Origin of the sequence: Actinomycetospora sp. NBRC 106375 (assembly GCF_030269665.1) — a bacterium.
Classification (GTDB): domain Bacteria; phylum Actinomycetota; class Actinomycetes; order Mycobacteriales; family Pseudonocardiaceae; genus Actinomycetospora.
Genome location: NZ_BSTS01000017.1, coordinates 117,571 through 144,390, shown reverse-complemented (window position 1 = coordinate 144,390; position 26,820 = coordinate 117,571). Strand labels below are relative to the sequence as shown.

The following is a 26,820-nucleotide window of genomic DNA, read 5'->3' as shown; positions in this document are numbered from 1 at the left end:
GGAACCTCAAGAAGATCCTCGATCGGTTCTCCCGACGCGGTCTGGCCGCCGCCACCAGCGAGCTGCACCTCGCGGCCACCGCCTTCAACCTCCGCAAGCTCCACCTCGCCATCGCCCTCGGCGCCTACCCGGGCCGTCCCCTGCCATAGAGGGGCCAACCGACCGGTTCGCCGAGCACGTCCTGAGGCGACAGCCTCGCAGCGATCACGCGGCGGCGGCTGTCACCGTGATTTCGCAACAGGCTCCGTAGTCGAGGAACGAGACGAACTCCGACCACGCCGAGCGCCGCAGCGTGATGATCGCCGGGTAGAGCGCGCCCCAGCGCTCGGTGAACTCGGCGAACCGCTCCGCGGGGGCGGCCTCGGTGGGTGCGGTGTAGACCGGGCGCAGGTCCTTGGCCATCTGCTCCCAGTACTTGCGGCCGGCGTAGCGGAAGGTGTTGCGGATCAGGTGCAGCACGCAGGCCTGCACCAGGGTCGGGGGCCACACGGTGGTGATCGCGGCGGGCAGCCCGGCCAGGCCGTCGCAGACCACGATGCACACGTCGTCGACGCCGCGGTTCTTGATCTCGGTCAGGACCTGGAGCCAGTACTTCGGGCCCTCGCCGCCCTCGCCAGCCCAGATGCCCAGGATGTCGCGGGTGACCTGCCCGTCGCGGACCTTGAGTTAGATCGCGTCGACGAAGATCACCGGATAGACCGCGTCGAGAGGCCGGTTCTTCCCACCCAGATCTTGGCTACTCGGTCATCTCTTCGAGGACCTTGTCGGTGATCCTCGAGATCGTGTCGCGACTGACCTTGGCCCCGTAGACCTCCTCGAAGTGAGCCGCGACCTCCCCGGTCGTCAGACCCCGCGCGGTCAGCGACAGCACGATCTCGTCGATCCCGTCCAGACGCCGTTGGCGCTTGCGCACGAGCACCGGCTCGAACGAGGCGTCCCGGTCGCGGGGGACCTCGATGTCCACCGGCCCGATCTCGGTGAGCACGGTCTTGGTGCGGGTGCCGTGACGGGAGTTGCCGCCGTCGCGACGGGCCGCCTCGTGCTTGTCATAGCCCGAGGTGCTCGCTCATCTCGGCGTCCAACGCGGTCTCCAGGACCGTCTTGGTCAGCCCGGTCAACAAGCCACCGGGGCCGACGACCTCGGCCCCCTCAGCGCGGGCGGCCTCCACGAGTTCTCGAGCGAGTTGCTGCTGATCGATCCGAGCCGGCACAGGCTCGATCGTGTCGGTCATGACTGGTCCTTCCCCCAGGACACGCCCGGAGCCTCAGAACCAGTTACACCGTCGTTCGGACAGTCCCAGAGGATGTCGGCCGGTTGGAGCCCATGGTCCGTGGGACGGGTCGTGGGACGAATCGGAGGTCCGAGGGGGCACGTAGAGAGCGTTCCGGCGGACCTCCGGAGCCCGGAAGTGCAGGCAGAACGCCGCAGGGCGGTCGGTCGCCCGGAGTCCGGAGGAGGGAGCGCAGGTTCGCATCCTGCCCGGGGGCGCCAGCGGATCTCCTCTCAGGGACGTAGGTGCCGCGACGCCGACTCGTCGGCGACGTTCCAGATCGTGGTGGCGATCGGCTCGGCGAGCTCTTCACGCAGGTGACCCACGAGCCCGATCGTGCGGGCGATGACGCCCATGCCCCGCGCGATGCGCCAGTCCACGCCGAGCAGCACGACACACGCCCCGATCGCGCCGGTCACGTTCACCGGCAGGTGTCGTCCGGACGACTCCGACGCGGCGGCCGCGACGGCACGGAGCAGCCGCCCCGCGGTGGTCGGGAAGCCGAGCCGGTCGGCCAGGTCGAGCAGCGCCTCCGCGCGGGGGTCGACCGGGGTGTGCACGGGGTGTCCCACGCCCGGCACGTGGGCCCGCTGCGCGCGGAACCCGTCGACGACCCGACGCGCCTCGTCCCGCACGTCGTCGTCCGAGGGATCCGCGCCGAGCGTCGCCAGGCTCTCGGCGAGGTAGCGCGCCGAGCCCTCGATCGTGCCGACGAACCGGGTGCCGAGACCCAGCAGGCCGGCCGCGACCGCGCCCTGGAGCGATTCGGGCGCACCCAGAAAGGTCATGCGGGTGGCCAGCACGTTCGGTGTCAGGCCGTGTTCGACCAGGCTGACCAGCGCCGCGTTGAACAGCGCGGCCTCGGCCTCGGAGGGCATCCGTTCGGTCAGGAGCAGGTAGGCGAACGTGCCGAGGTCGACCGAGCCGATCAGGTCCGTGCACAGGTCGCGCCCCAGCACGGTCACCGACGTCTCGTCGCTCCAGCAGATGTCGCTGCGCACGTCGAGGATCGGGGCGGGGTCGGTCACGAGCGGGCTCCTTCGGTCGGGGTCAGGAGCCGCTCCACCTCGTGGCGGAGCAGCTTCCCGGAGGTGTTGCGCGGCATCACTCCGGTCTCGACGAGCCGGATGTCCTTGGGCACCTTGTAGCCGGGCAGCACGGCGCGGCAGTGCTCGACGAGCGCCTCGGCCGTGCCGGACTCGAGCGCGACGACCGCGACCGGCACCTCGCCCCAGGTCTCGTCGGCCGCGCGGACGACGCACGCCTCGACCACCCCCGGGACCTGCATCACGACGCGCTCGATCTCGGCGGGGTAGACGTTCTCGCCGCCCGTCTTGATCATGTACTTGACGCGGTCGACGAACGAGAGCGTGCCGCCGGGGTGCCGCACCAGGACGTCGCCCATGTGGAACCACCCGCCGCGGAAGTCCGTGGCGGTGGTCTCCTCGTCGTCGAAGTAGCCGCTGAACAGCGTCGGGCCACGCACGCAGATCTCGCCCGGCGTGCCGTCCGGGACGTCGCCGCCGTCCGCGTCGACGAGCCGGACCTCGCAGAACGCGCTCTGCACCTTGCGGAACGCCGTCGGGGCCGCGCCGACCGGGATCGTCCCGGCCGAGCACGGTGGGCACCCCGTCTCGGTGGAGCCGAACGTGTCCGCGTAGGGCGCCCTGAGCAGCGTCGTGAGCTCGGCGATCTCCCCGGGCGGGACGAGGTCCGGCATCACGCCGCACAGCCGGACGCCGACCGGGCGGACGCCCGCCTCGCGCAGCGCGGCGGACAGCCGCCCGACCGTGCCGGGCATGACGAGCAGCCAGCCGACCCGCTCCGCGGCCAGGATCGCGACCAGCTCGTCGGTGCGGAACCCGTCGACCACGACGACCGTGCCGCCGGACACCAGCGCGCACAGCGAGTTGTCCAGTGCGCCCATGTGGTGCAACGGCGACCACGCGACGAACGTGTCCTCGCCGGGCAGGCCGAGGTCGGCGCGGGTGGCCATCGCGCGGGCGATCTCGGCGCGATGGCTGACGCACGCGCCCTTCGGGCGACCCGTGGTCCCGCTCGTGTAGAGGATCACCGCGACGTCCTCTGGCTCGGCGCGCGGCGGGCCCGGGAACGGTTCGGCGGCGGCGATCCGGCTCTCGTACTCCGGCCCGAACACCCAGCACGGACGCGCGGCGAGCACGTCGGCGTGCCGCTCGACGTGGCGGGGCGAGCAGATCACGAGCCCGGGCGCGACGAGGTCCAGACACCCGGCGAGCTCGTCCGGTGTGGCCCGGGTGCTCTGGGTGGCGACCGGCGCTCCCAGCCGCGCGCTCGCGAGCACCACCTCCAGGTACTCGATCCGGTTCTCCGAGAGCAGGCCGACCCGGTCACCTCGCTCGACACCGGCAGCGGCCAGGATCCCGGCCAGGCGGCGGCTGCGCCGTTCCAGCTCGGCGTAGGTCACGCGGTGGTCTCCCTGCCGCAGGGCGACCCGGTCGGGGTGCATCCGGGCGCGGGTGTCGACGAGCCCGGCGAGGGTGCTGCCCGCCGCCGCCGCGACGAGGTCGGCCGCGCTCACCGCACACCGGCGGTCGCCGGCTCCTGGTCGCGCACGGGGCGCACCAGCAGCACGCCGGCCACACCGACCAGGCTCGTGACCACCATCCACGCCGCGATCGCCCACGGGCTCCCGTCCTGCCAGACCAGCAGCAGGGCCGCGATGAGCGGCGCGAGCCCACCGCCGACGACGGTCCCGCCCTCGCGACCGATCGACACGGCGCTGAAGCGGCTCTGCGTGCCGAACAGGCCGGTGAAGTACGCCGGCTGGATGGCGTCCGCGGCGGCCGCTCCCCCGGCGATCCCGACCGTGACGGCGACGACGACCAGCGCCAGGTCGCGGGACTCCGTCAGCCAGAAGAACGGGAACGCGAACAGCGCCTGGAACGTCAGCGCGGCCAGCATGACCGTGCGGAACCCGATGCGGTCGCCGAGCAGCCCGTAGAGCGGGCAGAGCACGCAGGCCAGCGCCGCACCGACGACCGTCGCGGTCAGCACGGACGCCTTCGGCAGCCCGAGCGATGTCGTCGCGTAGGTCAGGACGAAGACGGACACGATGTTGAACGTGGTGTTCTGGCCGAGCCGCATCAGGAAGATCGCCACGACGTTGCGCGGCCTGCGCAGCGCGGCGACGATCGGTGCCCGCTCCCGGGCGCCCCGGTCGCTCACCTCGCGGAACTCGGCCGTCTCGGGAAGGCCGCGGCGGATCCACAGACCGATCCCGACCAGCGCGACGCTGACCAGGAACGGGATGCGCCAGCCCCAGCCCAGGAGCTGCTCGTCGGTGAGCAGCCCGGACAGCCCGGTGAACGCGAGCGAGCCGAGGATCAGCCCGGCGAACACCGCGCTGGACAGGAACCCCCCGACGAAACCGGGCCGGCGGGCGCCGTTCTCCTTCGTCATCAGCGCGGCGCCGCCCCACTCGCCCCCGGTCCCGAGGCCCTGCACGATCCGCAGGAGGACGAGGGCGACCGGCGCGGCGACGCCGACCGCGGCGTAGCTCGGCAGCAGCCCGACCCCGGCGGTGGCCAGGCCCATCAGCACCAGCGTCACCACGAGCACCGACCGCCGCCCGATCCGGTCGCCGAGGTGACCGAACAGGAGACCGCCCACCGGTCGCGCCGCGAACCCGGTCGCGAACGTGGCGAACGACAGCAGCGAGCCCGACGTCGGGTCCCCGGCCGGGAAGAACACCGTGGGGAAGATCAGCGCGGCGGCCGTGCCGTAGAGGAAGAAGTCGTACCACTCGACGACCGTCCCGATCGTGACGGCCGTGGCGATCCGCCGGGTCGACACCGGCGGCGTCCGCTGGTCCAGGTCGCTCATCGTGTCCCACCACGCCTCTCCGTCGAGACTTGCGACATTCGCTGAGCGAAGATAATGTCGCTGAACGAACGAGTGGACAGTGCGCCGCGGAGGTTTCGGGTGTCAACCCCGGACAAGGAACAGTTCGTGACGTCCCTGGCCCGCGGGCTGGACGTGCTGCGCTCGTTCGGCCCGCAGCGCCCCGAGCAGACGATCGGCCAGGTCGCCGACGCCACGGGCCTGAGCCCGGCCGTGGCCCGCCGATTCCTGCTCACCCTGGTCGCCCTCGGCTACCTCGCCCAGGTCGACCGGCGGTTCGTGCTCACCCCGCGGGTGCTGGAGCTGGGCGCGTCCTACCCGGACTCGATGGACCTGGCGGGCGTCGCGCAGCCGCACCTCCAGCAGGTCCGGGACGAGACGAGGGACAGCGTGTCGCTCACCGCGCTGTCCGGGACCGACGTCATCCACCTCGTCCATCTGCAGACCGAGCGCCTGCTCCGCTTCGCGGTGACGCAGGGCAGCCGCGTGCCCGCGTACGTGTCGGCGACCGGCCGCGCGATCCTCGCGACCCTCCCCGACGACCGCCTCGACGCCTACTTCGCGACGGCCGAGCTCGCCCCGCGCACCCCGAGCACCGTCACCGACGAGGGCGTGCTGCGCGAGGAGCTGCGGAGCGTCCGCAGCGCCGGGTACGCCCTCGTCGTCGACGAGCTCGACGCGGGCATCACCGTCCTCGGTGTGCCGGTGGTGCCCGACGGGCGGACGGCCGTCGCCGGGATCAGCTGCGCGATCGCGTCGGGCCTGTGCGCACCCGAGGCGTTCGTCGCGTCACGGCTGCCGCTGCTGCAGCGCGCCGCCGAGTCGCTGGCCGGGCAGATCGCGCGGTCCCCCGCGTTGCGGCACTCCCTCGCGCCGCCCGGGTGAGCCCGCTACCGGGGAGACTGCCGCCATGAGTGCCGTCTATGCGCTGAACCTCTTCGATCTCGCCCCGAACGACGACTACAAGGCCTACTCGAAACGGTCCGCGGCCGCGGTCGGCAAGCACGGCGGACGCGTCGTCGCCCTGGGGAAGCTGAGCGGGAGCTCGCCCAGCACGGGCGGTTCACCGCGTCAGGTCCTCGTGCTGGTCGAGTGGCCGTCGGCCGAGGCCTTCCAGGCGTTCAAGGACGACCCCGACCACGTCGACCTCCACCCGCTGCGCGAGGGCGGGACGGAGAACTACCTGTGGTGGGCCTACGACAAGCTCGAGGACCTGCGGCCGGTGGTGAACGACCGGGACCGGTGAGGCCGAACGGCAGCGGGCGCGGCGGCGAATCCCGGGCATGACACCGAGCTCCGCGCCCACGGACACCGACCGCGGCCACGATCCGGGCCGTCGCCGTGGACGGATCCTGCTCGCGGCGGCGCTCGCGCTGGTCGTCCTCGCCGTGCTCGCCGTCCTGACGGTGGACGCCTCAGCCGGTCCGACGGGCGCGGACGGCGCCGCCGCCCAGGACCCCACGGCCGCGGCCCGGCTGACCGTCGCCCGCCGGGAACCGGGCGACCCGCTCGCGCTGGGACGCCCGGACGCCCCGGTCGTGGTCTCCGAGTGGGGCGACTTCCAGTGCCCGTTCTGCCGGCTCTACACGACCACGACCGAACCGGCACTGCTGCGCCAGTACGTCGACAGCGGCCAGGTCCGGGTCGAGTGGCACGACTTCGCCTACCTCGGTCCGGAATCCGTCCTCGAGGCCCGAGCGGCCCGGGCCGCCGGCCGGCAGGGCCGGTTCTGGGACGTCCACGCCGCCCTGTACCGCGACCAGCCACCCGAGAACCGTGGCGAGGTCACGGACGCCTCGCTGAGCGCGCTCGCCGGCCGGCTGGGCCTCGACGTGCCACGGTTCGAGCGCGACTACGCCGACCCGCAGATCGCCCGGGCGGTCACGGACGACCAGCAGCTCGGTGCCCGGCTCGGGGTGGGTGGCGTGCCCAGCTTCGTGATCGGCGATCAGCTGATCTTCGGTGCGCAGCCCCTCGGGACCTTCCGGCAGGCCATCGACGGCGCGCTCGCGGGGAGCCGCTGACGTGCTCGACATCGGCTACGCGGTGGCCTTCGCCGGCGGGGTACTCGCGCTCCTGAGCCCGTGCAGCGCCCTGCTGCTGCCGTCCTTCTTCGCCTACGCGTTCAGCGGGCGCACCGAGCTCGTGGCCCGGACCGGGGTGTTCCTGCTCGGCCTGGTGGTCGTCCTCGTCCCGCTCGGCGCGGGGTCCGGGGCGCTGGCCGCGCTGCTCACCGAGTACCGCGCAGCCGTCATCACCGCCGCCGGAACGGTCATCGTCGTGCTCGGCGTCGTGCAGATCCTCGGCGGCGGCTGGGCCCTCGCCCCGGCCGCCCGGCTCCAGTCCCGGATGGCCCGCCGTGGGACCTGGCTGGCGACGCTCGGCCTCGGCGCCGCGTACGGCCTCGCGGGGTTCTGCTCCGGGCCCGTCCTCGGGGCGGTGCTCACGGTCGCCGCCGCCGGTGGCCAGGCGCTGCGCGGGGCCGCGCTCCTGGCGGTCTACGCCGCCGGCATGGCACTTCCGCTGTTCCTGCTCGCCGCGCTGTGGCAGCGCTTCGACCTCGGCCGGCGGCGCTGGCTGCGCGGCCGGCCCTATCGGCTCGGACCGCTGCACCTGCACACCACCACCACGATCTCCGGGCTGCTCTTCGTCGTCATCGGCGTGCTGTTCGTGGTCTTCGACGGCACCGCGGGACTCACCGGCGCCGACCCGTCCACCGCGGCCGCCGCCGAGGAGACCGTCGTGTCGATCGGCGACGCCGTCCCCGACCTGGCCCTGCTCGGGGCGGCGGCGGTGGCGATCGGGCTGATCACGTGGTGGAGCCTCCGCCGCCACCGCGCCCCGACCGCTCCCGCCGACACCGACCGCGACCCGGGCGACGACGAGGTCACCGTGCGGGGTGCAGCACCTCGCCCAGGCTGGTCTGACCCCGGTGACCGCCCGACAAGGGCTCGCCGAGGACGACCTCGACGCCGGTGACGAGCAGCAGCGCCAGGACGAACACGATCACGGCCGCGGCGCCGCCGGCGACGACCTTCCGGACGGGGCTCCGCGGCCGGCCGTGCGCGGGCCCGTCGGCCCGTGCGGTGGCCTTCCGGCGGGTCGCGGGAGCCGCCACCGGTGTGACCGACGACCGGCGCGGCGGCCCGGGTGCGCGGCGGGGCGCACCGGCCGGTGGCGGTCGGCGGTGGGTCCGGTCCATACGCCGGAATACCCCCGTGACCGGTCCGTGACTCCCGCTCGACAGGAGGTCAGGCCAGCAGCGCGCGCCGGCCCTCCAGGAACGCCTTCTCCGTGTCGTTGCCGGCCAGCCCGATCGCCTCGTCGTAGGCCCGACGCGCCTCGTCGGTGCGCCCCAGGCGGGTCAGCAGGTCCGCGCGGGTGGCGGGCAGCAGGTGGTAGCCGGGGATGTCCAGCTCTCGGACGACCGCGAGCGCGGCCGACGGCCCGTGCACCTCGGCGACGGCGACGGCACGGTTGAGCGCGACGATCGGGGTCGGGCTGTGCTCCAGGAGCTGGTCGTAGAGCGCCAGCACCTGCACCCAGTCGGTGGCGTCGCCGTCGGTGTGCACCGCGTTGATGGCGGCCTGGATCTGGAACGGGCCCGGGCGGTCGCGGCGCAGGCACCGGCGGACGAGCGCGTGCCCCTCGGCGATCAGCTCGCGGTTCCACAGCGACCGGTCCTGCTCGGCCAGCGTGACCAGCTCGCCGGACGGTCCCACCCGGGCCGCGCGCCGCGCCTCGGTGAGCAGCAGCAGCGCGAGCAGGCCGAGCGCCTCCGGCTCGTCGGGCATGAGGTCGGCGAGCGCGCGGGCCAGCCGGACCGCCTCGGCGGACAGGTCGGTGCGCAGCAGCGGGCCCGCGGTCGCGGTGTAGCCCTCGTTGAAGATCAGGTAGAGCACGGTGAGCACCGGGGGCAGCCGGTCGGGGAGCTCGGCCGGGCCGGGGACCCGGTACGGGATGGCGGCGTCGCGGATCTTCTTCTTCGCGCGGACGATGCGCTGGGAGATGGTCGCCTCGGGCACGACGTAGGCCCGGGCGATCTCGGGGACCTCGAGCCCGCCGAGGAGTCGCAGGGTCAGCGCGGTCTGCGCGAGGGGCGACAGCGCCGGGTGGCAGCAGGTGAAGATCAGTCGCAGCTGGTCGTCGCGCACCGGTCCCACCTCCTCGGTCTCGTCCGGTTCGTGCAGCAGGAGGGCCTGCGCGTGGCGGGCCTCGCGGGTCGACTCGCGGCGGAGCCGGTCGAGCGCCCGGTTCCGGGCCGTGGTGACGATCCAGGCGCCCGGGTTGCGCGGGACCTCGTCCTGCCACTTCTCCATGGCCGTCGCGAACGCGTCCTGGACGGCCTCCTCGGCGAGCCCGATGTCGCCGAGGAGGCGGGTCAGGGTGGCGACGCAGCGGCCGTACTCGGCCCGGTAGACGCTCGTGAGGTCCATCGGCTCGGGAGACGAGGCGGGGCGGATCTCGACCATCGTGGCCGTCAGGCGATGCCGTCGAAGGGGCGCACCTCGATCGGCACACCGCAGGCCTCGGCGACCTTCTCGGCCCAGGGCAGCAGCGCGTCGAGATCGTCGACCTCGACGACGTAGAACCCGCCGAGCTGCTCCTTCGTCTCCGCGAACGGGCCGTCGGTCATGGCGGTGCGGCCGTCCTCGACGCGGACCACGGTGGCGCTGTCGGAAGGCCGCAGCCCACCGCCGAAGACCCAGATCCCGGCGGCCTTCATCTCCTCGTTGACGGCGCCGACCCGGGCGAAGCTGGCCTGCATCTCCTCGTCGGAGAAGGGCAGCGCGCTCTCGTCGATGCGGACACCCATCAGGTAGTGCATGGCGGTCTCTCCTCGTGCGTGCAGGGGTCGGTCAGGACAGCCGGCGGGCGACGGCGGGGATGACGATGGCGGCGGCGACGACGTGGGTCAGCATCAGCAGCATCCTCGTCGCGACGGTGGCGTCCGCGAGCACGTCGGGCACGAACGACAGCACGGTCAGCGCGACGGTGGTGCGGATCCACGCGGTGCGCGGGTGGCGGGCGAACCGGCGCAGCGCCGTCGCGATGACCAGCCCGACCACCGAGAAGATCGCCGTCAGGAACGCGAAGCCCGGCGCCGGGATCGTCGCGCCGGACACGGCGGTGCCGATGCCGACGGCCTGCCCGGCGGCGGCCACGGCGGCGGTGGCGATCGCGGCGGCGACGGTGGCCGCGGCGCCGGTCAGCAGCACCGAACCGAGCGTCGGCGTGGTCGCGGGGGCGTCGGTGGTGGGAACGGTGGCGGTGGCGGTGGCGGTGGTGGACACGGGGACCTCCGGTGGGTGCGGGACCGGCGCGGTCGCCGGTCTCTCACCCAGGCGACGAACGGGGACGACGTCTTTTCGACACGGCTCCGGAAATTTCTGCGACGAGTTCCCGGGAGTGACCCGCACCACGTCACGCTGGAGGATGCCGCAGCGGCATGGCCGACCGTGCGGGACATGCTGAAGAACTACCTGCGGAGCCGCTGGCCGATCGGCGGATAGGACGTCACGCGGCGCGCAGCTCGGGCACCCCTCGCTCGCGACCGCGGCGGCCACGGACACGCTCGGACACCGTGCCGGGTCCGGACCGTGCCATGAGCGCCCGCCGGGTCTCCTCCGGGGAGGGCCCACGGACGGCGTCGGCCACGCCCGCCGCGACCAGCCCGACCGCGTTGAGCGCCCCGAACCCGAGGAGCCCGACCTCGACGATCTCGTCGGTGCCGACGGCCGGGGCGCCCGGCACGAGCTGTCCGCCGTAGGGAAGCGCCTCGGCGACGGGCGAGGGTGCGAGCACGGGCTCGTCGACATAGGCCGAGTCGACGTGGCCAGCGTCGGCGTGCGCGACGCCCGGCACCAGCGAGGCGGACGCGCCCGCCATCAGCGCGAGGAGCGCCGACCTGTGCCTCTCCACCGCGTCCACCTCCCCCGAGTCGGTGACCCACCGCAAGTACCCCCGCGCCGTCCGTGGCAACCCGCCATGGCCGAGGATGACCCGATGCCCCAGGTCGAGGTCGGCCGCGTCTACGACCCGCGCACGGATCCGGCGGCCCTGCGCGTCCTCGTCGACCGGGTCTGGCCCCGCGGCCTGAGCAAGGACCGGGCCGACCTGGACCGCTGGTGCCGCGACGTCGCCCCCTCGACCGAGCTGCGACGGTGGTACGGCCACGCCCCCGAGCGTTTCGGCGACTTCGCGCGCCGCTACCGGGCCGAGCTCGACGAACCGGAGCGGGCCGAGGCGCTGCGGGACCTCACCGAAGGGGTCGGCGGGCGGCGCCTGATCCTCCTGACCGCGACCCGGGACGTCACGATCAGCCACGCCACCGTCCTGGCGGAGGTGCTGCGCTCGGAGGCCGGCGACGACTGAGCCCCCGGTGGCGTCACTCGGCGGTCAGGAGAAGACGAGCACCGGGTCGCCGATCTTCAGGTGCTGGAAGTAGGCGGTGGCGTCGACGCCCTCGAGGTGGACGCAGCCGTGGGACGAGTCGGTCAGGCTCCCCTCGTGGAAGGCGATGCCGCCGGGAGCGAAGAACACGGCGTGGGGCATCGGCTCGTCGAACTCGCTCGAGACCTCGTCGGCCTTCTTGCGCTGGACGTGGAACAGGCCCGTCGGCGTCGCGGAGCTCGTCGGCCCGGGCGCGACCCGGCCGGTCTCGGCGCCGGGGAGGAACGGGACGGGGCCGTAGACGACGGTGCCGTCGTGCTGGAGCCAGCTCTTGTGGGTCCGCAGGTCGACGCACGCGACCACCTGGCGGGGGCAGGACGCCTTGTCCGCGAGGACCGCCGGCTCCGTCGGAGGTGCCGGGGCGGCGGGAACCGGTGCGACGTGCGCCGCAGCGGTGGCGGGCCCGGCGTCGTCCGCGCCGCTCCACAGGAGCCCGACGACCGCGATCGCCGTCAGGGTGACGAGGGCCACGAGGACACCGACCGTCAGGACCGGCCGCGCGCGACGCCTCCGATGTGATCCCACCGCGGGCCAGTATGACCCCGACGCCGATTCCCGTTCGCGGACGCCCCGGCAGGGTCCGATTCGCGGAGAACGAGAGGTCGACGTTTCGTGCGCATTCTTTCGAAATCGAAGGAATCGCCGCGTTTCCGCCGCCCGGACAGCTCGTCGCCACCGCTCACGGGTCGAGCAGGACACGCGTCAGGGAGTCCGCGAGCCAGACCTCGAAGGCGTCCGGACTCCACCCGTACTGGTCGGTGAGCAGCGAGAACGTCCCAGGGTTCGCCATCGCGGCGTACGTCGCGGCTGCCTCCGCGACGTCGAGTCCGTCCCGGAGCGGACCGTTCGCCCGGAGCATCTCGATGTAGGCGGCCTGCACCGTCGCGCGACGTTCGACATCGCGCCGCCGCAGGTCCGCGGCGCCGGGATCGACGGCCGCGGCGAGCGCCAGGATGTGCTGGACCGGCGCGGCGCGCTCGAGCAGCGTGCGCGAGAAGCCGGCGAGCAGGCGGACCTGGTCGCGCTGGTCGGTACACGCGCGCACCTCCGCGATCGCGGGCAGGTCGAGGATGTCGAGGCCCTGGTCGTTCCCCACCACCGCCGGCTCGAGGACCGCGTCCAGCACCCCCGCCTTGGTCCGGAAGCGGGCGTAGACGGTCTCGACCGCGACGTCGGCGCGCTCGGCGATGGCCGAGATCGTGGTCGCGGCGTAGCCGGGGTCGGCGAACAGCACGGTGGCGGCGTCGACGATCCGTTGGCGGGTCTGCGCCGCCTGCTGCTCGCGGCGCCTCCTCGGAGCTCTCTTGACCGGCGGCATCAGCTCGATACAGTAGCACTGTATTAATGCACCGTTGCTGCACCGGGGGGAACCACCATGACCGCGTCCACGACCGACCTCGCCCTCGACCCGACTCGTACGGCCGTCATCGACGTCGACATGCAGCGCTGCTTCGTCGAGGACACGCCCCTGGCCGCGCCCGGCGGGCGGGCACTGGTCGACCGGATCAACACCCTCACGAGGGCGTGTCGCGACGCCGGGGCGCTGGTCGTGCACACCCGGGGCTGGATGCGGCCGGACGGCGCGGACGTGGGTCCGGTGATGGACCGGCTCGTGCCGCCGTTCATCGTCGAGCTCTACACCGCGGGCTTCCCGACGGCCGAACTCCACCCGGCGCTCGAGGTCGACGCCGCCGACGTCGTGCTCGACAAGCCGCGCTACGGCGCGTTCCACGCCACGGAGCTCGAACTGATCCTGCGGCACCGCGGCATCGACACCGTGGTCGTCACCGGCATCGCGACCAACATCTGCTGCGAGACCACCGCCCGCGAGGCGGCCGTCCGCGACTTCCACGTGCTCTTCGTCGACGACGCCACGGCCACCCGCGAGATGGCGGGCGTCGACGCAGCGACCCTCCAGGCCGCGACCTGCGCGAGCCTGAGCATGGTGTTCGCCCGCATCGTGCAGACCGACGAGCTCGTGCGGGCGGTGTCGGCGCAGCGGGCTGGCGCACTCGCCTGAACCCACCGCGCCGCGCGCCGATCAGGACGGCTGGTACGGCGGCGCGACGCCCCAGCCCCATCGCGGGACGGGCGCACGCTCGACGACCGCCGCGCCGGGCTGGGAGTTGTGCAGCGCCAGCCGCGTGCCCCACTCCACGTAGCCGACGAAGGCGGCACGGAACTCCGGGTCGTCGGGCAGGCCCGCGTCGTCGGCGGCACGGCTCATGGTCTCGGCGAACCGGCGGCGCTGGTCGGCCGTGATCCCGAGGTCGCGGTGGTGGGCGAGCATGCGCTCGTAGCCGCCGAGGGTGGCGGTGTAGTCCGCGGGGCCGCCGAACACCTCGACCCACCAGGCGGTCACGTGCGCCCGGTGCTCCTCGGAGACCCCGCCGGGGAACAGGCGGCTCAGGAGGTCGTCGTGCTCCACCCGGTCGTAGAACGCGTCGATGAGACGGCGGAACGCCTCCGCCCCGCCCGCCCACTCGTACAGCGTCGGCGTCATTGCAACACTGTAATCACTGGCGGGCCGCCAGAACGAGCACGGGGAGACGCGTGGTCGAGGTCACACCATCGTGCGGCGTCTCCGTAGACACGTCGCACCCGGAACGGCCGCCCCGCGTCCACGTGAGGCGCGTCTGGGCACGGCCGTAGGTGCGGTTCGCGCCCCGCCCGCCGATGCCGCGCGCACGGCGCCGTCACCTCTAACCTGGCCGTGACCAGGACCGATGCCACGCTGCCCCCCGGCGCCGCCGCGGTCCTGGTCCTCATCGCCGTCACGTCGAGGAGGTACTGGAGTGTCCGTGTCCGCGGGCGGGTCGGCGGGGCTCGCCGAACTCGCCGACCTGTTGAGCAGCCGCTCGCTGGACGACGCCGCGCTGGCGGCGTTGAGCGACGCCGCGCCGGACACCCCGGTCCTGCCGGAGGTCAGCGTTCTCAAGATCGGCGGCCAGAGCCTCATGGACCGCGGGGGCGCGGCCGTGCTGCCCCTGGTCGACGAGATCGTGGCCGCGCGGGCCGCGCACCGGATGCTCATCGGGACCGGCGGCGGCACCCGCGCCCGCCACGCGTACGCGCTGGCCGGCGAGCTCGGCCTGCCGACCGGCGTCCTCTCCGAGATCGGCTCCGCCGTCGCCGGGCAGAACGCCACGATGCTCGGCTACCTGCTCGCGAAGCACGGCATCCCGGTCGTCGAGCCCAACGCGTTCGCGACCATCCCGCTGCGCCTGGCCGAGGTCGGTGCGGCGGTCTTCCCCGGCATGCCGCCCTACGCCCTGTGGCAGCGGGTGCCGTCCGAGGGCGTCGTCCCGCCCTACCGCACCGACGCGGGCTGCTTCCTCGTCGCCGAGACCTACGCCTGCCGTCAGATGATCTTCGTCAAGGACGAGGACGGCCTCTTCACCGCCAACCCGAAGACCGACCCGTCGGCGACCTTCATCGGTGAGATCACCGTCGACGAGCTGCTCGGGCGCGACCTGCCCGACCTCGTCCTGGAGCGCGGCATGCTCGAGCTGCTGCGCCACGCCCGCCACGTCCGTTCCGTGCAGGTGGTCAACGGGCTGGTGCCCGGCACCCTCACCCGCGCCCTCGCCGGCGAGCACGTCGGCACGATCATCCACGCCGGAGGAGCGCGATGAGCCGCGCCATCGACCCCGAGAACCGTCAGGGCCGCGACGTCGAGTCGGCCTTCGTCCGCCAGACCCTCCTCGACCGCGACCTCGTGCGCGCCGCGGGCACCGACGACGTCGCGCCGGTGCGGCTGCTGCCGTGGCTCGAGGTGGTGGTGCTCGGCGGGTCGACGATCGTCGACCGCGGCCGCGACGTGCTCGTGCCGCTGGTCGACGAGCTGCGCGAGCTGATCACGAGCGGCGACCACCGGATGTTGCTGCTCACCGGCGCCGGCATCCGGGCGCGCCACGTCCTCGGCGTCGGGCTCGACCTGGGACTGCCCGCGGGCGCCCTGGCCGGGCTGGCGGCGACCGAGGCCGAGCAGAACGGCCGGCTCGTCGCCTCGCTGCTGGCGGCCGAGGGCGTCTCCTACCTGCCCCACGACACCGTCGCCGGGCAGCTGCCGGTGCACCTCGCCGCCGCGAACGCCGCGGTGTCCAACGGCTACCCGCCCTACGGGGTGCACGAGTTCCCCGCGACCACGGGCCGGCTGCCGGTGCACCGCACCGACACCGGCGCCCTGCTGCTGGCCGACGCGTACGGGGCCGCGCGACTGGTCTACGTGCGCGACGCGGCGTCGCTCGCGGGCCTGCCCGAGGAGGTGTCGGCGAAGGAGCTGCTCTCCCGCGACGGCGACCTCCCGGTCGACCGCCTCGCCCTCGAGCTCCTGGGCGTCGCCAAGCACGTCCGCTCGATGACGCTCGTCGACGGCACCACCCCCGGCGCGCTGACCGGCGGGCTCGCCGGCCGCGGCGGCGTGACCGTCACCGCGGTCTGAGACCGGTCCGGGGACGGGTCCGGACGACCCGTCCCCGGTCGCCGCTCAGAAGGTGATGAGTGGCTTGACGATCCCGTCGCGCTTCTCGCTCATCATCGCGAACGCCTCCTCGACCTGGTCGATGCCCATCCGGTGGGTGGTCATCGGGGTCGGGTCGATCTTGCCGTTGGCCAGCAGGCGCATGAGGCGCTCCATGCGCAGCCGCCCACCGGGGCACAGGTCGGTGGCGATCTTCTTGCCCGCCATCCCGAGACCCCAGGCGTCGAGCGGCATCGTCACCGTCGGGCCCGACTCGCCGTGGTACCCGACGTTCGACAGCGTGCCGCCGGGCCGGGTGGCGTAGAGCGCGGCCTCGAAGGTGACCTGGTTGCCCAGGGCCTCCACGGTGGAGTCCGCGCCGCCGTCGGTCATGTCGATGATCTGCTCGGCCACGTTGCCCGACGACGGGTCGAGGACGACGTCGGCCCCGAAGCGCCGCGAGAGCTCGGCCCGGTTCGGCAGGCCCTCGACGGTGATGATCAGCCCGGCGCCGCGCAGCTTCGCCCCGAGCGTGGCCGAGAGCCCGACGGCGCCCTGGGCGAAGATCGCGACGCTGCCGCCGATCGGGATGTTCGCGTTCTCGGAGCCGATGATCCCGGTGGAGAGCATGTCGCAGGCGTAGACCGCGACGTCGTCGGCGAGACCCTCCGGGATCGGCGCGAGGTTGTAGTCGGCGTCGTTGACGTGGAAGTACTCGGCCATGTTCCCGTCCTTCTGGACGGTGAAGCGGTAGCCGCCCAGCGGCCCGCGGCACTGCGAGGTGTAGCCGGCCTGGCAGTTGTCGCAGGTCCCGTCGGGGGTGACGGCGTTGACCGCGACCCGGTCGCCGACCTGGACCGACGTGACGCCCTCGCCGATCTCGTGCACGATCCCGACGCTCTCGTGCCCGAGCAGCCGCCCCTCGGGCACGGGCAGCAGCCCGGCGACCGTGTGGACGTCGGAGGTGCAGATCAGCGCCGCGGTGGTCCGGACGACCGCGTCGCCGGGTCCGGCCTGCGGGATCTCCCGCTCGACCAGCCCGACCTTGCCCGTGCCGAGGAAGGCCAGCGCCTTCATCGTGTCCGCCATGGTGTCGGAGTCCCTTCTAGAGCGACGAGTAGAGGGCGCCTTCGAAGTCCTGGTAGAGCTTCCAGGCCTCGTTCTCGGTGATGAACGGCAGCGAGTTGGTGTAGATCGACGCGCAGATCCCGGTGGTGCGGTCGATCCAGAAGTGCGTGTTCAGCAGACCGGCCCACGCGCCGCTCCATGCCCGCCGGGCACCCGGGACGTCCTGGGTGTTGAGCAGGAGCCCGTACCCCCAGGTCCAGCCGGGGCCGAGGGTCAACGTGTCGGTGATCGGCGGGTCCGCGGTGGCGATCTCGGTGGGGAACGGGATGCCGCCCAGCTGGTCGCTGAACGCCGCGTCCACCGTGTCCGGGCGCAGGATCCGTGACCCGAGCAGCTCGCCGCCGCGCAGCAGCGCGCGCTCGAAGCGGATGTAGTCGCGCGGCGTGGAGTGCATGCCGTGGCCGCCGGACCACCACTGCGGTTCGTCGGGGAGGACGTCGCCGGCCGAGGTCCACCGCCCGTCCTCACCCTTCATGTGCACCGCGGTCTTCGTGGCCTTCCGCCCGTGGTCGAGCAGGAACATCGTGTCGTCCATCCCGAGCGGCCCGGTGATGTGCTCCTTGATCACGACGTCGAGGGTCTGGCCCGCGACCGCCTCCACCACCAGGCCGAGCCAGTCGGTGTTGATGCCGTACTCGAAGCGCGTGCCCGGGTCGGCCACCAACGGCGCCCGCAGCGCCGCCCGATCACCGGGCACGACGTTGGGCAGCCCGGTGAGCTCCTCGTACCGCTTGATGTCCGCGTTCCAGAACCAGTACGAGAGCCCGGAGGTGTGGGTGAGCAGGTGCTTCACCGTCGCCCGGGACGCCGGCGCGCGCAGCCGCGGGGTGTCGCCGTCGAAGCCGTCGAGCACCTGGAGCTCGTCGAACGCTGGCACGTACTGCGCCACCGGGGCGGCGAGGTCCAGTTCGCCACGCTCCATCTGCTGCAGCGCGGCGACCGTGGCCACCATCTTCGTCATCGACATGATCCGGAACTCGGTGCGCGTCGAGACCGGCTGCGTGCCGGTGTCGGTGATCCGCACCCCCGCCGCACCCTCGTAGAACACGCCGTCGGCATCGGCGGCGATCGCCGCCACGTGCGGGACGGCGCCCTGGTCGACCGCCTCCGAGAGAACCTTGTCGATGCCGGTGCCGTCGATGGTCCTGCTCATGTCACCGATCCCTTCGTCCGGGGAACCTCCGCCCCCATCAGACCGCCGGGTGGTGCGACATCACCCACCCCAACGGGTGGGCATCGTGATCGCGGTCACGCCGAACGTGGGTCCACGGCACACGAGGAGGCGGCCATGACAACGACAGAACCCACCACCCTGGAGCTCGACGCCGTGGTCCTGGGCGCCGGCGTCGCGGGGCTCTACCAGCTCCACCAGCTGCGGGAGCAGGGCCTGCGCGTGCGGGCGTACGACGCCGCGGGCGACGTCGGCGGCACGTGGTGGTGGAACCGCTACCCCGGCGCCCGGTTCGACTCCGAGGGCTACATCTACCAGTACATCTTCGACGAGAAGCTCTACAAGGACTGGAGCTGGAGCCAGAAGTTCCCCGGTCAGCCCGAGATCGAGCAGTGGCTGCACTACGTCACCGACCGCCTCGACCTGCGCCGGGACATCCAGTTCGGCACGAGGATCACCGCGGCGCACTGGGACGACGAGCGGGGCCGGTGGACCGTCCACACCGATCGCGGCGACGTCGTCGACACCCAGTTCTTCGTGTCGTGCGCCGGCATGCTCTCGGCGCCCGTCAAGAACATCGAGGGCACCGACTCGTTCGCCGGCGAGCTCGTGTTCACCTCGTCCTACCCCGAGCAGGGCCCGGACCTGGCGGGCCGGCGCGTCGGCGTCGTCGGGATCGGCGCGACCGGCATCCAGGTCATCCAGACCATCGCGCCCGAGGTCGGGCACCTCACGGTGTTCGCGCGCACCCCCCAGTACGCGCTGCCGATGAAGAATCCGACGTACGGCCCGGCCGAGCAGGAGTGGTACAAGAACCGCTTCGACGAGCTGCGCTCGACGATCCCGCACACGTTCACGGGCTTCGAGTACGACTTCGAGCACGCGTGGGCCGACTGCAGCCCGGAGAAGCGCCAGGAGATCCTCGAGGACATCTACCAGGACGGGTCGCTCAAGCTCTGGCTCGCCTCGTTCGGCGAGATCTTCTTCGTCGAGGAGATCAGCGAGGCCGTCTCGGAGTTCGTGCGGACCAAGATGCGCGAGCGCCTGCGCGGCGACCAGCACCTCATCGACACGCTCGTGCCCGTCGACTACGGCTTCGGCACCCACCGGGTCCCGCTCGAGAACGGCTACCTGGAGGTCTACCACCGGGAGAACGTCAACCTCGTGAACGTCCGCGACAACCCGATCGCCCGGATCCGCCCCGAGGGCATCGAGCTCACCGACGGCACCGTCCACGAGCTGGACGTGATCATCCTGGCGACCGGCTTCGACGCCGGGACCGGGGCTCTGACCCGCATCGACGTCCGTGGGCGGGACGGGCGCTCGCTGGCCGAGGAGTGGGGTCGGGACATCCGGACGACGATGGGGCTGGGCAAGCACGGCTACCCGAACCTGCTCACCACCGCGGTGCCGCTCGCGCCATCGGCCGCGCTGTGCAACATGACGACCTGCCTGCAGCAGCAGACCGAGTGGATCACCGATGCGGTGCGGGACCTGCGGGCCGAGGGCAAGTCGACGATCGAGCCGACCGCCGAGGGCGAGGACGCCTGGGTGGCCCACCACGAGGAGGTCGCGAGCTCGACGCTCGTGCCGAGGACGACCTCGTGGTACCTGGGCTCGAACATCCCGGGCAAGCCGCGCCGCCTGCTGTCCTACATCGGCGGGGTCGGCACCTACCGGCAGAAGTGCGAGGAGGAGGCGGCGGCCGGCTACCCGGCGTTCGCGCGGCGCTGAGTGCGCGGGGGCTGGTCACACCCCGGTGAGCAGCCCCCCGCGGCGCGCCACCGACACCGCCTCGGTGCGGTTGGAGGCGTCGAGCTTGCTGTAGATGTTCTTGAGGTACCACTTCACGGTGTTGACCGTGACGGTCAGCGCCCGGGCGATCTCCTGGTTGGTCCCGCCCACGTCGAGCATCCGCAGGATCTCGAGCTCCCGCCCGCTGATGTCGAAGCTCACCGCCGCGCCCGGCCCGCGGTCGTCGGTCATGGTTCCGAGCAGGGCGGTCAGCTGCGCGGCCGACGGGAGCGGCTCCTCCCCGCCGGGCCGGGCGGCGCCGGCCCGGGCGACGAGGCGCCCGAGGACCGGGACGACCTCGGGCCCGCCGTCGCGCACGAGCTGCGGCGCCCCGGCCGGGAGCGCCGCGCGCAGGGCCGCGGCGAGCGAGCGCTCGGCCGCCATCCGACGCGTGGCGCGCTCCTCGACGACGGCGAGCGCCACGGTCACGGCGGCCCCGGTCCGGCGCTGGCCCCGGCGGTGGGCGTCGTCGATGACCTCCTCGAGCAGCGCCGCCGCCGCGCCGTGGTCGCCCTCGGCCGAGAGCACCGCGGCCAGTCCTCGCGACCGGAGCTGGTCGATCACCACGCCGATGCCGCCGGGCCGGTCGGTCCCTTCGGGCAGCTCCTGGGCGACCCGCCGCGCCTCGCGGACCCGGCCGGCGGCCAGGAGCTGGTCGATGCGCTCGACGCCGACGGCGGACCCCAGGCGCGGCAGGTCGAGCTGGTCGGCGACCCGGCTGCCCTCGGCGAGCAGCTCGGCGGCCTCGGTGGTCGCGCCCCGCCGGGCCTTGATCCTCGCGAGGAGCGCGTAGCTGGCGGTCATGAAGTCGACGACGCCGCTCTCGGCGCCGAGCTCGCCGCTCTCCTCGAGCAGCCGCTCGGCCTCCTCCTGCTCACCGCGGGCGTCGAGGAGCTCGCCGAGCAGCGCGGCCGCCAGCTGCGCGGCGTGCGATCGCCGGCCCGCCGACTCCCGGGCCAGGTCGACCGCGTCGCGCAGGTACTCGTCGGCGCGCCGGACGTCGAGCTCGGCGAACGCGGCGATCCCGGCGAAGCACCGCCCGTACACGGCGGCGAACGGGCCACCGACACGGTCGTGGAACGGGCGCGCCCACCGCTGCCGGTCCTGCGCCGACCCGTAGCGCATGGCGTGGATGTCGCAGAAGGACTGGATGTTCGCGGCGACGGCCACCACCCACGGCCGGTAGACGGGCGCGCGGTCCAGGCTGCGCCGCACCAGGTCCTCGGCCCGGTCGGTGCGGTCGTCGTAGACGTCGATGCACGCCTGCACGACGTCGGCCTCGCTGCGGCGCTCCTCGTCCCCGCCGGACGGCAGCGCCGCGCGGACGCGGTCGAGGGCGGCCCCGGCCTCCCGCGTCCGCTGGAGCAGGCAGTTCGCCCACGCCACGGCCATGAGCAGCGCCGGGCGGTCGTCGGCGGCCGCGGTGGGCAGGCGCCCGAGCAGCCCGAGCAGGCTGACCATGCGGCTGTGCTCCACCAGCGGCATCGCGTGGGCCTCGACCAGGTCGGTCGCCCGTCGCACGTCACCGGCCGCGAGCGCGTGGTCGACGGCCTCGGACACCAGGCCGTGCTCGGCGAACCACGCCGACGCCCGCGCGTGCAGGCCGGGCACCGCGCGCGGACGGTCGCGCTCGAGCCGGCGACGCAGGTGGTCGGCGAAGAGGTGGTGGTAGCGGAACCACTCGCGCTCGGCGTCCAGGGGGCGCAGGAACAGGTCGCGCGTCTCGAGCTCCTCGAGCATCGCCTGGCCGTCCGCGCGACCGGCCAGGGTGCCGGCGAGGTCACCGCAGAGCCGGTCGCACACCGACGTCGCGAGCAGGAAGTCGAGGATCCCGGCGGGCAGCGCGTCGAGCACGTTCTCGGCGAGGTACTCACCCACCGAGTGGTGCCGGCCGGAGAAGCCGCGGATGAGGGCGGCCGGGTCGGCGCAGTCCCGCAGCGACAGCGACGCGAGCTGCAGCGCCGCGACCCATCCGTCGGTGCCCGCGGAGAGCCGGGCGACGTCGTCGCCGTCGAGGGGCAGGCCGTTGAGGTCGACGAGGAACTCGGTGGTCTCGGCGAGGTCGAACCGCAGCGCCTCGGAGTCGATCTCCACCAGCTGGCCGCGCACCCGCAGGCGGCTCAGCGGCAGCGCGGGGCGCCGGCGGCTCGTGAGGACGAGGCAGAGGTTGGGCGGGGCGAAGTCGAGCAGGCGCACGAGGGCGCGGTGCACCTCGGCGTCCTCGACGAGGTGCCAGTCGTCGAAGGCCAGCACGAAGCGGCCGCCGTGGTCGGCGATCCGGTCGAGCAGCACCGAGAGCGTGTAGCCCGCCACGTCCTCGGCGTTCTGCTCGATCAGCCCGACGAGGTCGTCGATGACGTCCGCGGCGGCCGGCAGGACCCGCCGCACCGCCGTGAGCAGGTGCGACAGGAACCAGTGCGGGTCGTTGTCGTCGCGGTGCAGGCCGAGCCAGGCCACGACGGCCCCGTCCTTCTCCAGCCGGTGCAGCCACTGCACGGCCAGCGTCGTCTTCCCGTACCCGGCGGGGGCGTGGACGACGACGAGCTGGCGCGCCCCGCCTTCGCACAGCAGGCCGAGGAGCCGGCAGCGCTCGATGACGTTGCGGACGTGGGTCGGTGCCTGGAACCGGGCCACGGCTTCCCGGGCCACGGGTTCCCGGGGCGCCTGGTCCCGGGGCGCCTGGTCCCGGGGCGCCTGGTCCCGGGGTGCCTGGTCCCGGGGCGCCTCGGCCGGGGGAACGGCTTCCCGGGGGACGGCCCGAGGATGGGTGATCGTCCGACGCTGGGTGATCGCCATCGGCCACCGCGCCTCTCCCGCCGCGCTCCGCCCGGGGCGAGACGGCGACCGGCGACCGTCACGTGACGTGCCGCGGCGGCCCCGACACCCACCGCACGCAGTGACCGGGACCACCGTGGCACCCGCCGCGGCCCTCCGGCCCACCCGTTTGGGTAGGGCCGTTCGCCGGGCGGTGTCAGTCGACGAGGACCGGTGCGCGCCCGGTGACCCCCGCGGTGACCGTCCCCTCGACCGTCTCCTCGACCGTCTCCTCGACGTAGACGAGGCCGTCGACGACGGACACGGGATGGGTGCGCACCGCCTTCTTCGCGGGCGGCCCGCTGGGACGGCCCGTGCGGAGGTCGAAGCACGCCGCGTGGAGCGGGCACTCGACCGCGCAGCCCTCGAGCCAGCCGTCGGAGAGCGACGCGTCCTGGTGCGTGCACGTGTCGTCGATCGCATAGAGCTCGCCGTCGGCGTTGAAGACGGCGATGGGTACCGAGCCCTGCACCCGGACCGACTCCCCGACGGGGATGTCGGCCAGCTCTGCCACGTAGATCATGTCCTGGCTCCTGTTGCGTATTGCGCATCGTGTCCTGCTATCCGCAACACTAGCGTGGGGCTTCGGAGAATCGGCGTCAATGGGCACTGGCCGATGACGCCCCGATGACCCATGCTGTTGACACACCGCACTGATACGACGCTGGTATGTCAGTCGGGTTACCGCGGTGGGGCCACCGGGGTGACACACTGCCCGGCGGACGAGGCCGCCGACCGGGGGCGGCCCGGGGAGTGACGCATGACCGAGCACGCGCAGCCGCGAGGGCGCAGCGGCGCGTTCCGGGCGATCGAGGGCGAGCACACCCTGCGCCGCGCCACGGCGGCGGCCGCCGTCGGGAACGTCGCCGAGTGGTACGACTTCGGGATCTACTCGTACCTGGCCGGGGCGGTCCTCAGCCGGGTGTTCTTCCCCGAGGCCGGCCCGTGGGCCGCCGTCTACACCCTCGGCGCCTTCGCGGCGGCCTTCCTCATGCGCCCGCTCGGCGGGCTCGTCTTCGGCCCCCTCGGCGACCGCATCGGCCGCACCCGGGTGCTCTCGGTGACGGTGGTGCTGATGGCCGGGGCCACCGTCCTGCTCGGTCTCATCCCGAGCTACGGGGCGATCGGCGCCGCCGCACCGGTCCTCGTGCTCGTCATGCGGATGCTGCAGGGGTTCTCGGCGGGCGGCGAGTACACCGGCGCGCTCACCATGATCGCCGAGTACGCCCCGGACCGGCGCCGCGGCCTGTTCGGGAGCTGGCTGGAGTTCGGCACCCTCACCGGCTACACGCTGGGCGCGGGCGTCAGCGCCACAGTGATCGCCCTGCTGGACGACGCCGACCTGTTCGCCTGGGGCTGGCGGCTGCCGTTCATGCTGGCGCTGCCGCTGGGCGTCGTCGGCATCTACCTGCGGCTGCGCCTGGAGGACACGCCGGCGTTCCGCCAGCTCATGGAGCGCTCCCCCGCGCTGGCGACGATGCCGCTGCGCCGGGCGCTGCAGATCCTCCGGGTCCGCTACCGCCGCGCGATGCTCGTCGCCGGCGGGATCGTCGTCGCCTGGAACATCACCAACTACGTCCTGACCAACTACATCCCGACCTACCTCACGTCCACGCTCGCCGAGCACGGCGAGACGGGCACCGCGACGGCGACCTCCACGGCGCTCCAGGTGATCGTGATGCTGGTGATGCTCGCCGTCGTGACCTCGCTCGGGCGCCTGTCGGACCGTGTCGGGCGCCGACCCATCCTGCTCACCGGCAGCGTCGCGCTCGTCGTGGTCGGGCTCCCCGCGGTCTGGCTCCTGCGCCAGGGCTTCCTCGGCCAGCTGGGCGGTCTGTTCCTCCTCGGCGCGTGCCTCGTGTGCTTCGCCGCCGTCGCCCCCTCCACCCTGCCGGCGATGTTCCCCACGCTCGTGCGCTACGGCGGGCTCGCGCTGACGTTCAACGTGGCGGTCTCGCTGTTCGCCGGCACCGCGCCGACCGTGATCGCGGCGGCGACGACGGCGACGGGCAACCTCGACTGGCCGGGCTACTACCTCGTCGCCGCCGGGGTCATCGGCGTCCTCAGCGTCGCCCTGCTGCCCGAGACCGCGGGACGCCCCCTCGCCGGCGCCGCACCCCTGACCTCGAGCGCCGAGCTCCCGCCGCCCGCGACCTCGCCCGACGGCGTGCCCCTGGAACCGCCACGGGGGTGACGGCGGGGGGAGACGCAGCGGGTACCCCCGAGGTGGAGCGAGGGACGCCCTCGCTGCGTCGCAGGGCAGCCGCGCCGGCGAGAGGCACCTTGCGCATGATCGACAGGCGCGCCGACCTGCCGAACGTGCCCCTCGCGCGCCGCCGCTCCAGCGCCCAACGGAGCGAGGGCGTCCCTCGCTGCCTCACGAGCAGCGAGGGACGCCCTCGCTCCCCCATCCCGGTGAGAAGGGGCGGCGCTCAGCTCGCCGCGCGCGGGAGCTCGGTGCGGCGCAGGCGCCCGAACAGGCGCGGGTTGCCCATCGCGAAGACGCCGGTGGTGGTGCCCGCGCCGTCGGTGTAGCGCGCGACGAAGCGGCCCTCGTCCGGAGCGCCGTCGACGATCTCGACGTCGTCGTGCGCCGAGGGGTGGCCGGCGAGCTGCAGCATCCGCCCGTACTGCTCGGACCAGACGTAGCCGCTGGGCCGCACGGTGGTGCCGGTCGCCCCGCCGAGCAGGTTGCTCGCGGCGACGGTGGCCTGCTCGCCCGCGCTCGTCCAGTGCTCGTGGCGCCGGCCCGCGGCCCGGGCGACGTCGCCGACCGCGACGACGTTCGGCAGGTCGGTGACCATGCCGGCATCGGTGCACACCCCGTTCTCGAGGCGGAGCCCGGAACCCTCGAGCCACTCGGTGTTCGGCGTGATGCCGATGCCGACGACCACCACGTCCGCCTTCACGGTGCTGCCGTCGCCGAGCTCGACGCCGACGACGCGGCGGCCCTCGCCTGCCGGGACGGTCGCGAGCCCCGCCACCGCGGTCGACGGCAGCAGCTCGGTGCCGTGCGCGGCGTGCAGGTCGACGCACCCGCGCGCGATCCGCTCGCCGAGCACCGGCGCGAGGGGCAGCGGCAGACCGTCGAGCACGGTGACCTCGAGCCCCATCGCCCGGCACGTGGACGCGACCTCGGCGCCGATGAACCCGGCGCCCACGATCACGACCCGGGGGCTGCCCTCGCGCAGCGCCCGGCGCAGCGCCCGGGCGTCGTCGAGCGTCCGCAGCGCGTGCACGCCCTCGACGTCCGCGGTGCCGGGCAGCCGGCGGGCCCGCCCGCCGGTCGCGATCACGACGCCGTCGGCCGCGACGTCGGTGCCGTCGGCGAGCACGACGCGGCCCCCGGCGGCGTCCAGGCGGGTCGCGGTCGCGCCGAGCCGCATCTCCAGCGCAAGGTCGGCCTCCTCGTCGGCGTCGAGCAGACCGAGGGTGTCCTCGTCGGCGCCGCCCTCGAGGAACGCCTTCGACAGCGGCGGCCGGTCGTAGGGCCGGTGGACGTCGTCGCCGACGAGCACGAGCCGCCCGTCGAACCCGGCGCCGCGCAGGGCCTCGGCGGAGCGGACGCCGGCGACGGATCCGCCGACGATCGCGATGGTCTTCATGGGGCCTCCTCGGGGCCTCGCCGTGGGGGAAGGAGAGGACCTCCTCGAGCCACGGGCTCGCTCCTCGTCAGGGAAGGGACCGGTGGGAACGACACCCCGCGTGCTGGAGTGAAGACGTTGCGCTGTAAACAACATGGTGCTTTATACGCAACATAGAACGGTGGGAGAGACAGAACCGCTTGTCAAGGGGCACGCCGGGGTCGTCACGCGAGCTTCACGCACGAGAACTCGCCCGCTCGC

Annotated in this window: 25 protein-coding genes and 1 pseudogene; 10 read left to right on the top strand and 16 right to left on the bottom strand. The window is 73.4% G+C overall.

The annotated features are described in order from the left end of the window. Nucleotides 1-246: 246 nt before the first annotated feature. The 4 genes and pseudogenes from QSK03_RS25100 to QSK03_RS25085 all read right to left on the bottom strand — a co-directional run. Nucleotides 247-1,232: pseudogene (locus tag QSK03_RS25100) on the bottom strand (IS256 family transposase); the annotation flags it as partial. Nucleotides 1,233-1,504: 272 nt separating this feature from the next. Continuing rightward, a complete protein-coding gene (locus tag QSK03_RS25095; RefSeq protein WP_285657840.1) occupies nucleotides 1,505-2,299 on the bottom strand; it encodes a citryl-CoA lyase in 795 nt (264 codons plus the stop codon). After that, nucleotides 2,296-3,831, bottom strand: a complete 1,536-nt coding sequence (locus QSK03_RS25090; RefSeq protein ID WP_285657838.1) for a class I adenylate-forming enzyme family protein — start codon at nucleotides 3,829-3,831, stop codon at nucleotides 2,296-2,298. Before QSK03_RS25090 ends, QSK03_RS25095 begins: the two co-directional genes overlap by 4 nt. Further along, entirely contained in the window at nucleotides 3,828-5,135 is a 1,308-nt protein-coding gene (locus tag QSK03_RS25085) for an MFS transporter (protein ID WP_285657836.1), read from the bottom strand. The genes QSK03_RS25090 and QSK03_RS25085 overlap by 4 nt, the downstream gene beginning before the upstream one ends. A 126-nt stretch (nucleotides 5,136-5,261) precedes the next feature. Here QSK03_RS25085 and QSK03_RS25080 point away from each other — a divergent pair, with 126 nt between their 5' ends. From QSK03_RS25080 to QSK03_RS25065, 4 genes are read left to right on the top strand one after another with little or no spacing between them, the layout of a single operon-like run. Then, nucleotides 5,262-6,038 carry an IclR family transcriptional regulator domain-containing protein gene (locus QSK03_RS25080; protein WP_285657834.1) on the top strand — a complete coding sequence of 259 codons (777 nt, stop codon included), beginning with the start codon at nucleotides 5,262-5,264 and terminating at the stop codon, nucleotides 6,036-6,038. Between the two features lie 25 nt (nucleotides 6,039-6,063). Continuing rightward, nucleotides 6,064-6,399: a DUF1330 domain-containing protein gene (locus QSK03_RS25075; RefSeq protein WP_285657833.1), complete on the top strand. Its 336-nt coding sequence runs from the start codon at nucleotides 6,064-6,066 to the stop codon at nucleotides 6,397-6,399. A 37-nt stretch (nucleotides 6,400-6,436) separates the two neighbouring features. Next, the gene (locus tag QSK03_RS25070; RefSeq protein ID WP_285657829.1) at nucleotides 6,437-7,177 is read left to right on the top strand and encodes a DsbA family protein; all 741 of its coding nucleotides are present in this window, start codon (nucleotides 6,437-6,439) and stop codon (nucleotides 7,175-7,177) included. A gap of 1 nt (nucleotide 7,178) precedes the next feature. Further along, on the top strand, nucleotides 7,179-8,132 hold the full coding sequence (locus QSK03_RS25065) for a cytochrome c biogenesis CcdA family protein (protein ID WP_285657827.1): 954 nt from the start codon (nucleotides 7,179-7,181) through the stop codon (nucleotides 8,130-8,132). A gap of 272 nt (nucleotides 8,133-8,404) precedes the next feature. On the opposite strand, the gene QSK03_RS25060 is transcribed toward QSK03_RS25065, so the two are convergent. The 4 genes from QSK03_RS25060 to QSK03_RS25045 form a co-directional block, all read right to left on the bottom strand. Beyond that, on the bottom strand, nucleotides 8,405-9,625 hold the full coding sequence (locus QSK03_RS25060) for an RNA polymerase sigma factor (protein ID WP_285657825.1): 1,221 nt from the start codon (nucleotides 9,623-9,625) through the stop codon (nucleotides 8,405-8,407). An 8-nt stretch (nucleotides 9,626-9,633) separates the two neighbouring features. Next, nucleotides 9,634-9,981 (bottom strand): YciI family protein, encoded by a 348-nt coding sequence (locus tag QSK03_RS25055; protein WP_285657823.1) that lies wholly within the window; start codon nucleotides 9,979-9,981, stop codon nucleotides 9,634-9,636. A gap of 31 nt (nucleotides 9,982-10,012) precedes the next feature. Next, entirely contained in the window at nucleotides 10,013-10,447 is a 435-nt protein-coding gene (locus tag QSK03_RS25050) for a DUF6069 family protein (protein WP_285657821.1), read from the bottom strand. A 223-nt stretch (nucleotides 10,448-10,670) separates the two neighbouring features. Continuing rightward, on the bottom strand, nucleotides 10,671-11,075 hold the full coding sequence (locus QSK03_RS25045; protein WP_285657819.1) for a hypothetical protein: 405 nt from the start codon (nucleotides 11,073-11,075) through the stop codon (nucleotides 10,671-10,673). Between the two features lie 84 nt (nucleotides 11,076-11,159). Between QSK03_RS25045 and QSK03_RS25040 the strand changes: the two genes are divergently transcribed. Beyond that, a complete protein-coding gene (locus QSK03_RS25040; protein WP_285657817.1) occupies nucleotides 11,160-11,528 on the top strand; it encodes a DUF488 domain-containing protein in 369 nt (122 codons plus the stop codon). Nucleotides 11,529-11,552: 24 nt separating this feature from the next. Here QSK03_RS25040 and QSK03_RS25035 read toward each other — a convergent pair whose 3' ends face one another. Both QSK03_RS25035 and QSK03_RS25030 read right to left on the bottom strand, forming a co-directional pair. Next, nucleotides 11,553-12,077, bottom strand: coding sequence for a L,D-transpeptidase (locus tag QSK03_RS25035; protein WP_285657815.1), 525 nt, complete (start codon nucleotides 12,075-12,077; stop codon nucleotides 11,553-11,555). A 208-nt stretch (nucleotides 12,078-12,285) separates the two neighbouring features. Beyond that, entirely contained in the window at nucleotides 12,286-12,924 is a 639-nt protein-coding gene (locus QSK03_RS25030; protein ID WP_285657814.1) for a TetR/AcrR family transcriptional regulator, read from the bottom strand. Nucleotides 12,925-12,981: 57 nt separating this feature from the next. Here QSK03_RS25030 and QSK03_RS25025 point away from each other — a divergent pair, with 57 nt between their 5' ends. Beyond that, the gene (locus tag QSK03_RS25025) at nucleotides 12,982-13,626 is read left to right on the top strand and encodes a cysteine hydrolase family protein (RefSeq protein WP_285657813.1); all 645 of its coding nucleotides are present in this window, start codon (nucleotides 12,982-12,984) and stop codon (nucleotides 13,624-13,626) included. Between the two features lie 21 nt (nucleotides 13,627-13,647). On the opposite strand, the gene QSK03_RS25020 is transcribed toward QSK03_RS25025, so the two are convergent. After that, the gene (locus QSK03_RS25020; protein ID WP_285657811.1) at nucleotides 13,648-14,109 is read right to left on the bottom strand and encodes a group II truncated hemoglobin; all 462 of its coding nucleotides are present in this window, start codon (nucleotides 14,107-14,109) and stop codon (nucleotides 13,648-13,650) included. Nucleotides 14,110-14,401: 292 nt separating this feature from the next. Here QSK03_RS25020 and QSK03_RS25015 point away from each other — a divergent pair, with 292 nt between their 5' ends. Both QSK03_RS25015 and QSK03_RS25010 read left to right on the top strand, forming a co-directional pair. Then, nucleotides 14,402-15,241 carry an amino acid kinase family protein gene (locus QSK03_RS25015; protein ID WP_285657809.1) on the top strand — a complete coding sequence of 280 codons (840 nt, stop codon included), beginning with the start codon at nucleotides 14,402-14,404 and terminating at the stop codon, nucleotides 15,239-15,241. Beyond that, on the top strand, nucleotides 15,238-16,050 hold the full coding sequence (locus QSK03_RS25010; RefSeq protein WP_285657808.1) for an amino acid kinase family protein: 813 nt from the start codon (nucleotides 15,238-15,240) through the stop codon (nucleotides 16,048-16,050). The genes QSK03_RS25015 and QSK03_RS25010 overlap by 4 nt, the downstream gene beginning before the upstream one ends. A gap of 45 nt (nucleotides 16,051-16,095) precedes the next feature. Here the strand turns inward: QSK03_RS25010 and QSK03_RS25005 are convergent, their stop codons facing one another. Further along, the gene (locus QSK03_RS25005; RefSeq protein WP_285657806.1) at nucleotides 16,096-17,157 is read right to left on the bottom strand and encodes an alcohol dehydrogenase catalytic domain-containing protein; all 1,062 of its coding nucleotides are present in this window, start codon (nucleotides 17,155-17,157) and stop codon (nucleotides 16,096-16,098) included. 16 nt (nucleotides 17,158-17,173) lie between these two features. Beyond that, complete coding sequence (locus QSK03_RS25000; protein WP_285657804.1) at nucleotides 17,174-18,349, bottom strand: serine hydrolase domain-containing protein; 1,176 nt, start codon at nucleotides 18,347-18,349, stop codon at nucleotides 17,174-17,176. A 135-nt stretch (nucleotides 18,350-18,484) separates the two neighbouring features. On the opposite strand from QSK03_RS25000, the gene QSK03_RS24995 reads away from it, so the two are divergent. Continuing rightward, nucleotides 18,485-20,101, top strand: coding sequence for a flavin-containing monooxygenase (locus QSK03_RS24995; protein WP_285657802.1), 1,617 nt, complete (start codon nucleotides 18,485-18,487; stop codon nucleotides 20,099-20,101). Nucleotides 20,102-20,116: 15 nt separating this feature from the next. Here QSK03_RS24995 and QSK03_RS24990 read toward each other — a convergent pair whose 3' ends face one another. Together QSK03_RS24990 and QSK03_RS24985 are read right to left on the bottom strand one after the other, a co-directional pair. Further along, nucleotides 20,117-22,795 (bottom strand): winged helix-turn-helix domain-containing protein, encoded by a 2,679-nt coding sequence (locus tag QSK03_RS24990; protein WP_285657799.1) that lies wholly within the window; start codon nucleotides 22,793-22,795, stop codon nucleotides 20,117-20,119. 337 nt (nucleotides 22,796-23,132) lie between these two features. Beyond that, on the bottom strand, nucleotides 23,133-23,498 hold the full coding sequence (locus QSK03_RS24985) for a bifunctional 3-phenylpropionate/cinnamic acid dioxygenase ferredoxin subunit (RefSeq protein ID WP_285657797.1): 366 nt from the start codon (nucleotides 23,496-23,498) through the stop codon (nucleotides 23,133-23,135). 237 nt (nucleotides 23,499-23,735) lie between these two features. Here QSK03_RS24985 and QSK03_RS24980 point away from each other — a divergent pair, with 237 nt between their 5' ends. Next, entirely contained in the window at nucleotides 23,736-25,169 is a 1,434-nt protein-coding gene (locus QSK03_RS24980; RefSeq protein ID WP_285657794.1) for an MFS transporter, read from the top strand. Between the two features lie 238 nt (nucleotides 25,170-25,407). Here the strand turns inward: QSK03_RS24980 and QSK03_RS24975 are convergent, their stop codons facing one another. Continuing rightward, entirely contained in the window at nucleotides 25,408-26,580 is a 1,173-nt protein-coding gene (locus tag QSK03_RS24975; protein WP_285657792.1) for an NAD(P)/FAD-dependent oxidoreductase, read from the bottom strand. Between the last annotated feature and the right edge of the window lie 240 nt (nucleotides 26,581-26,820).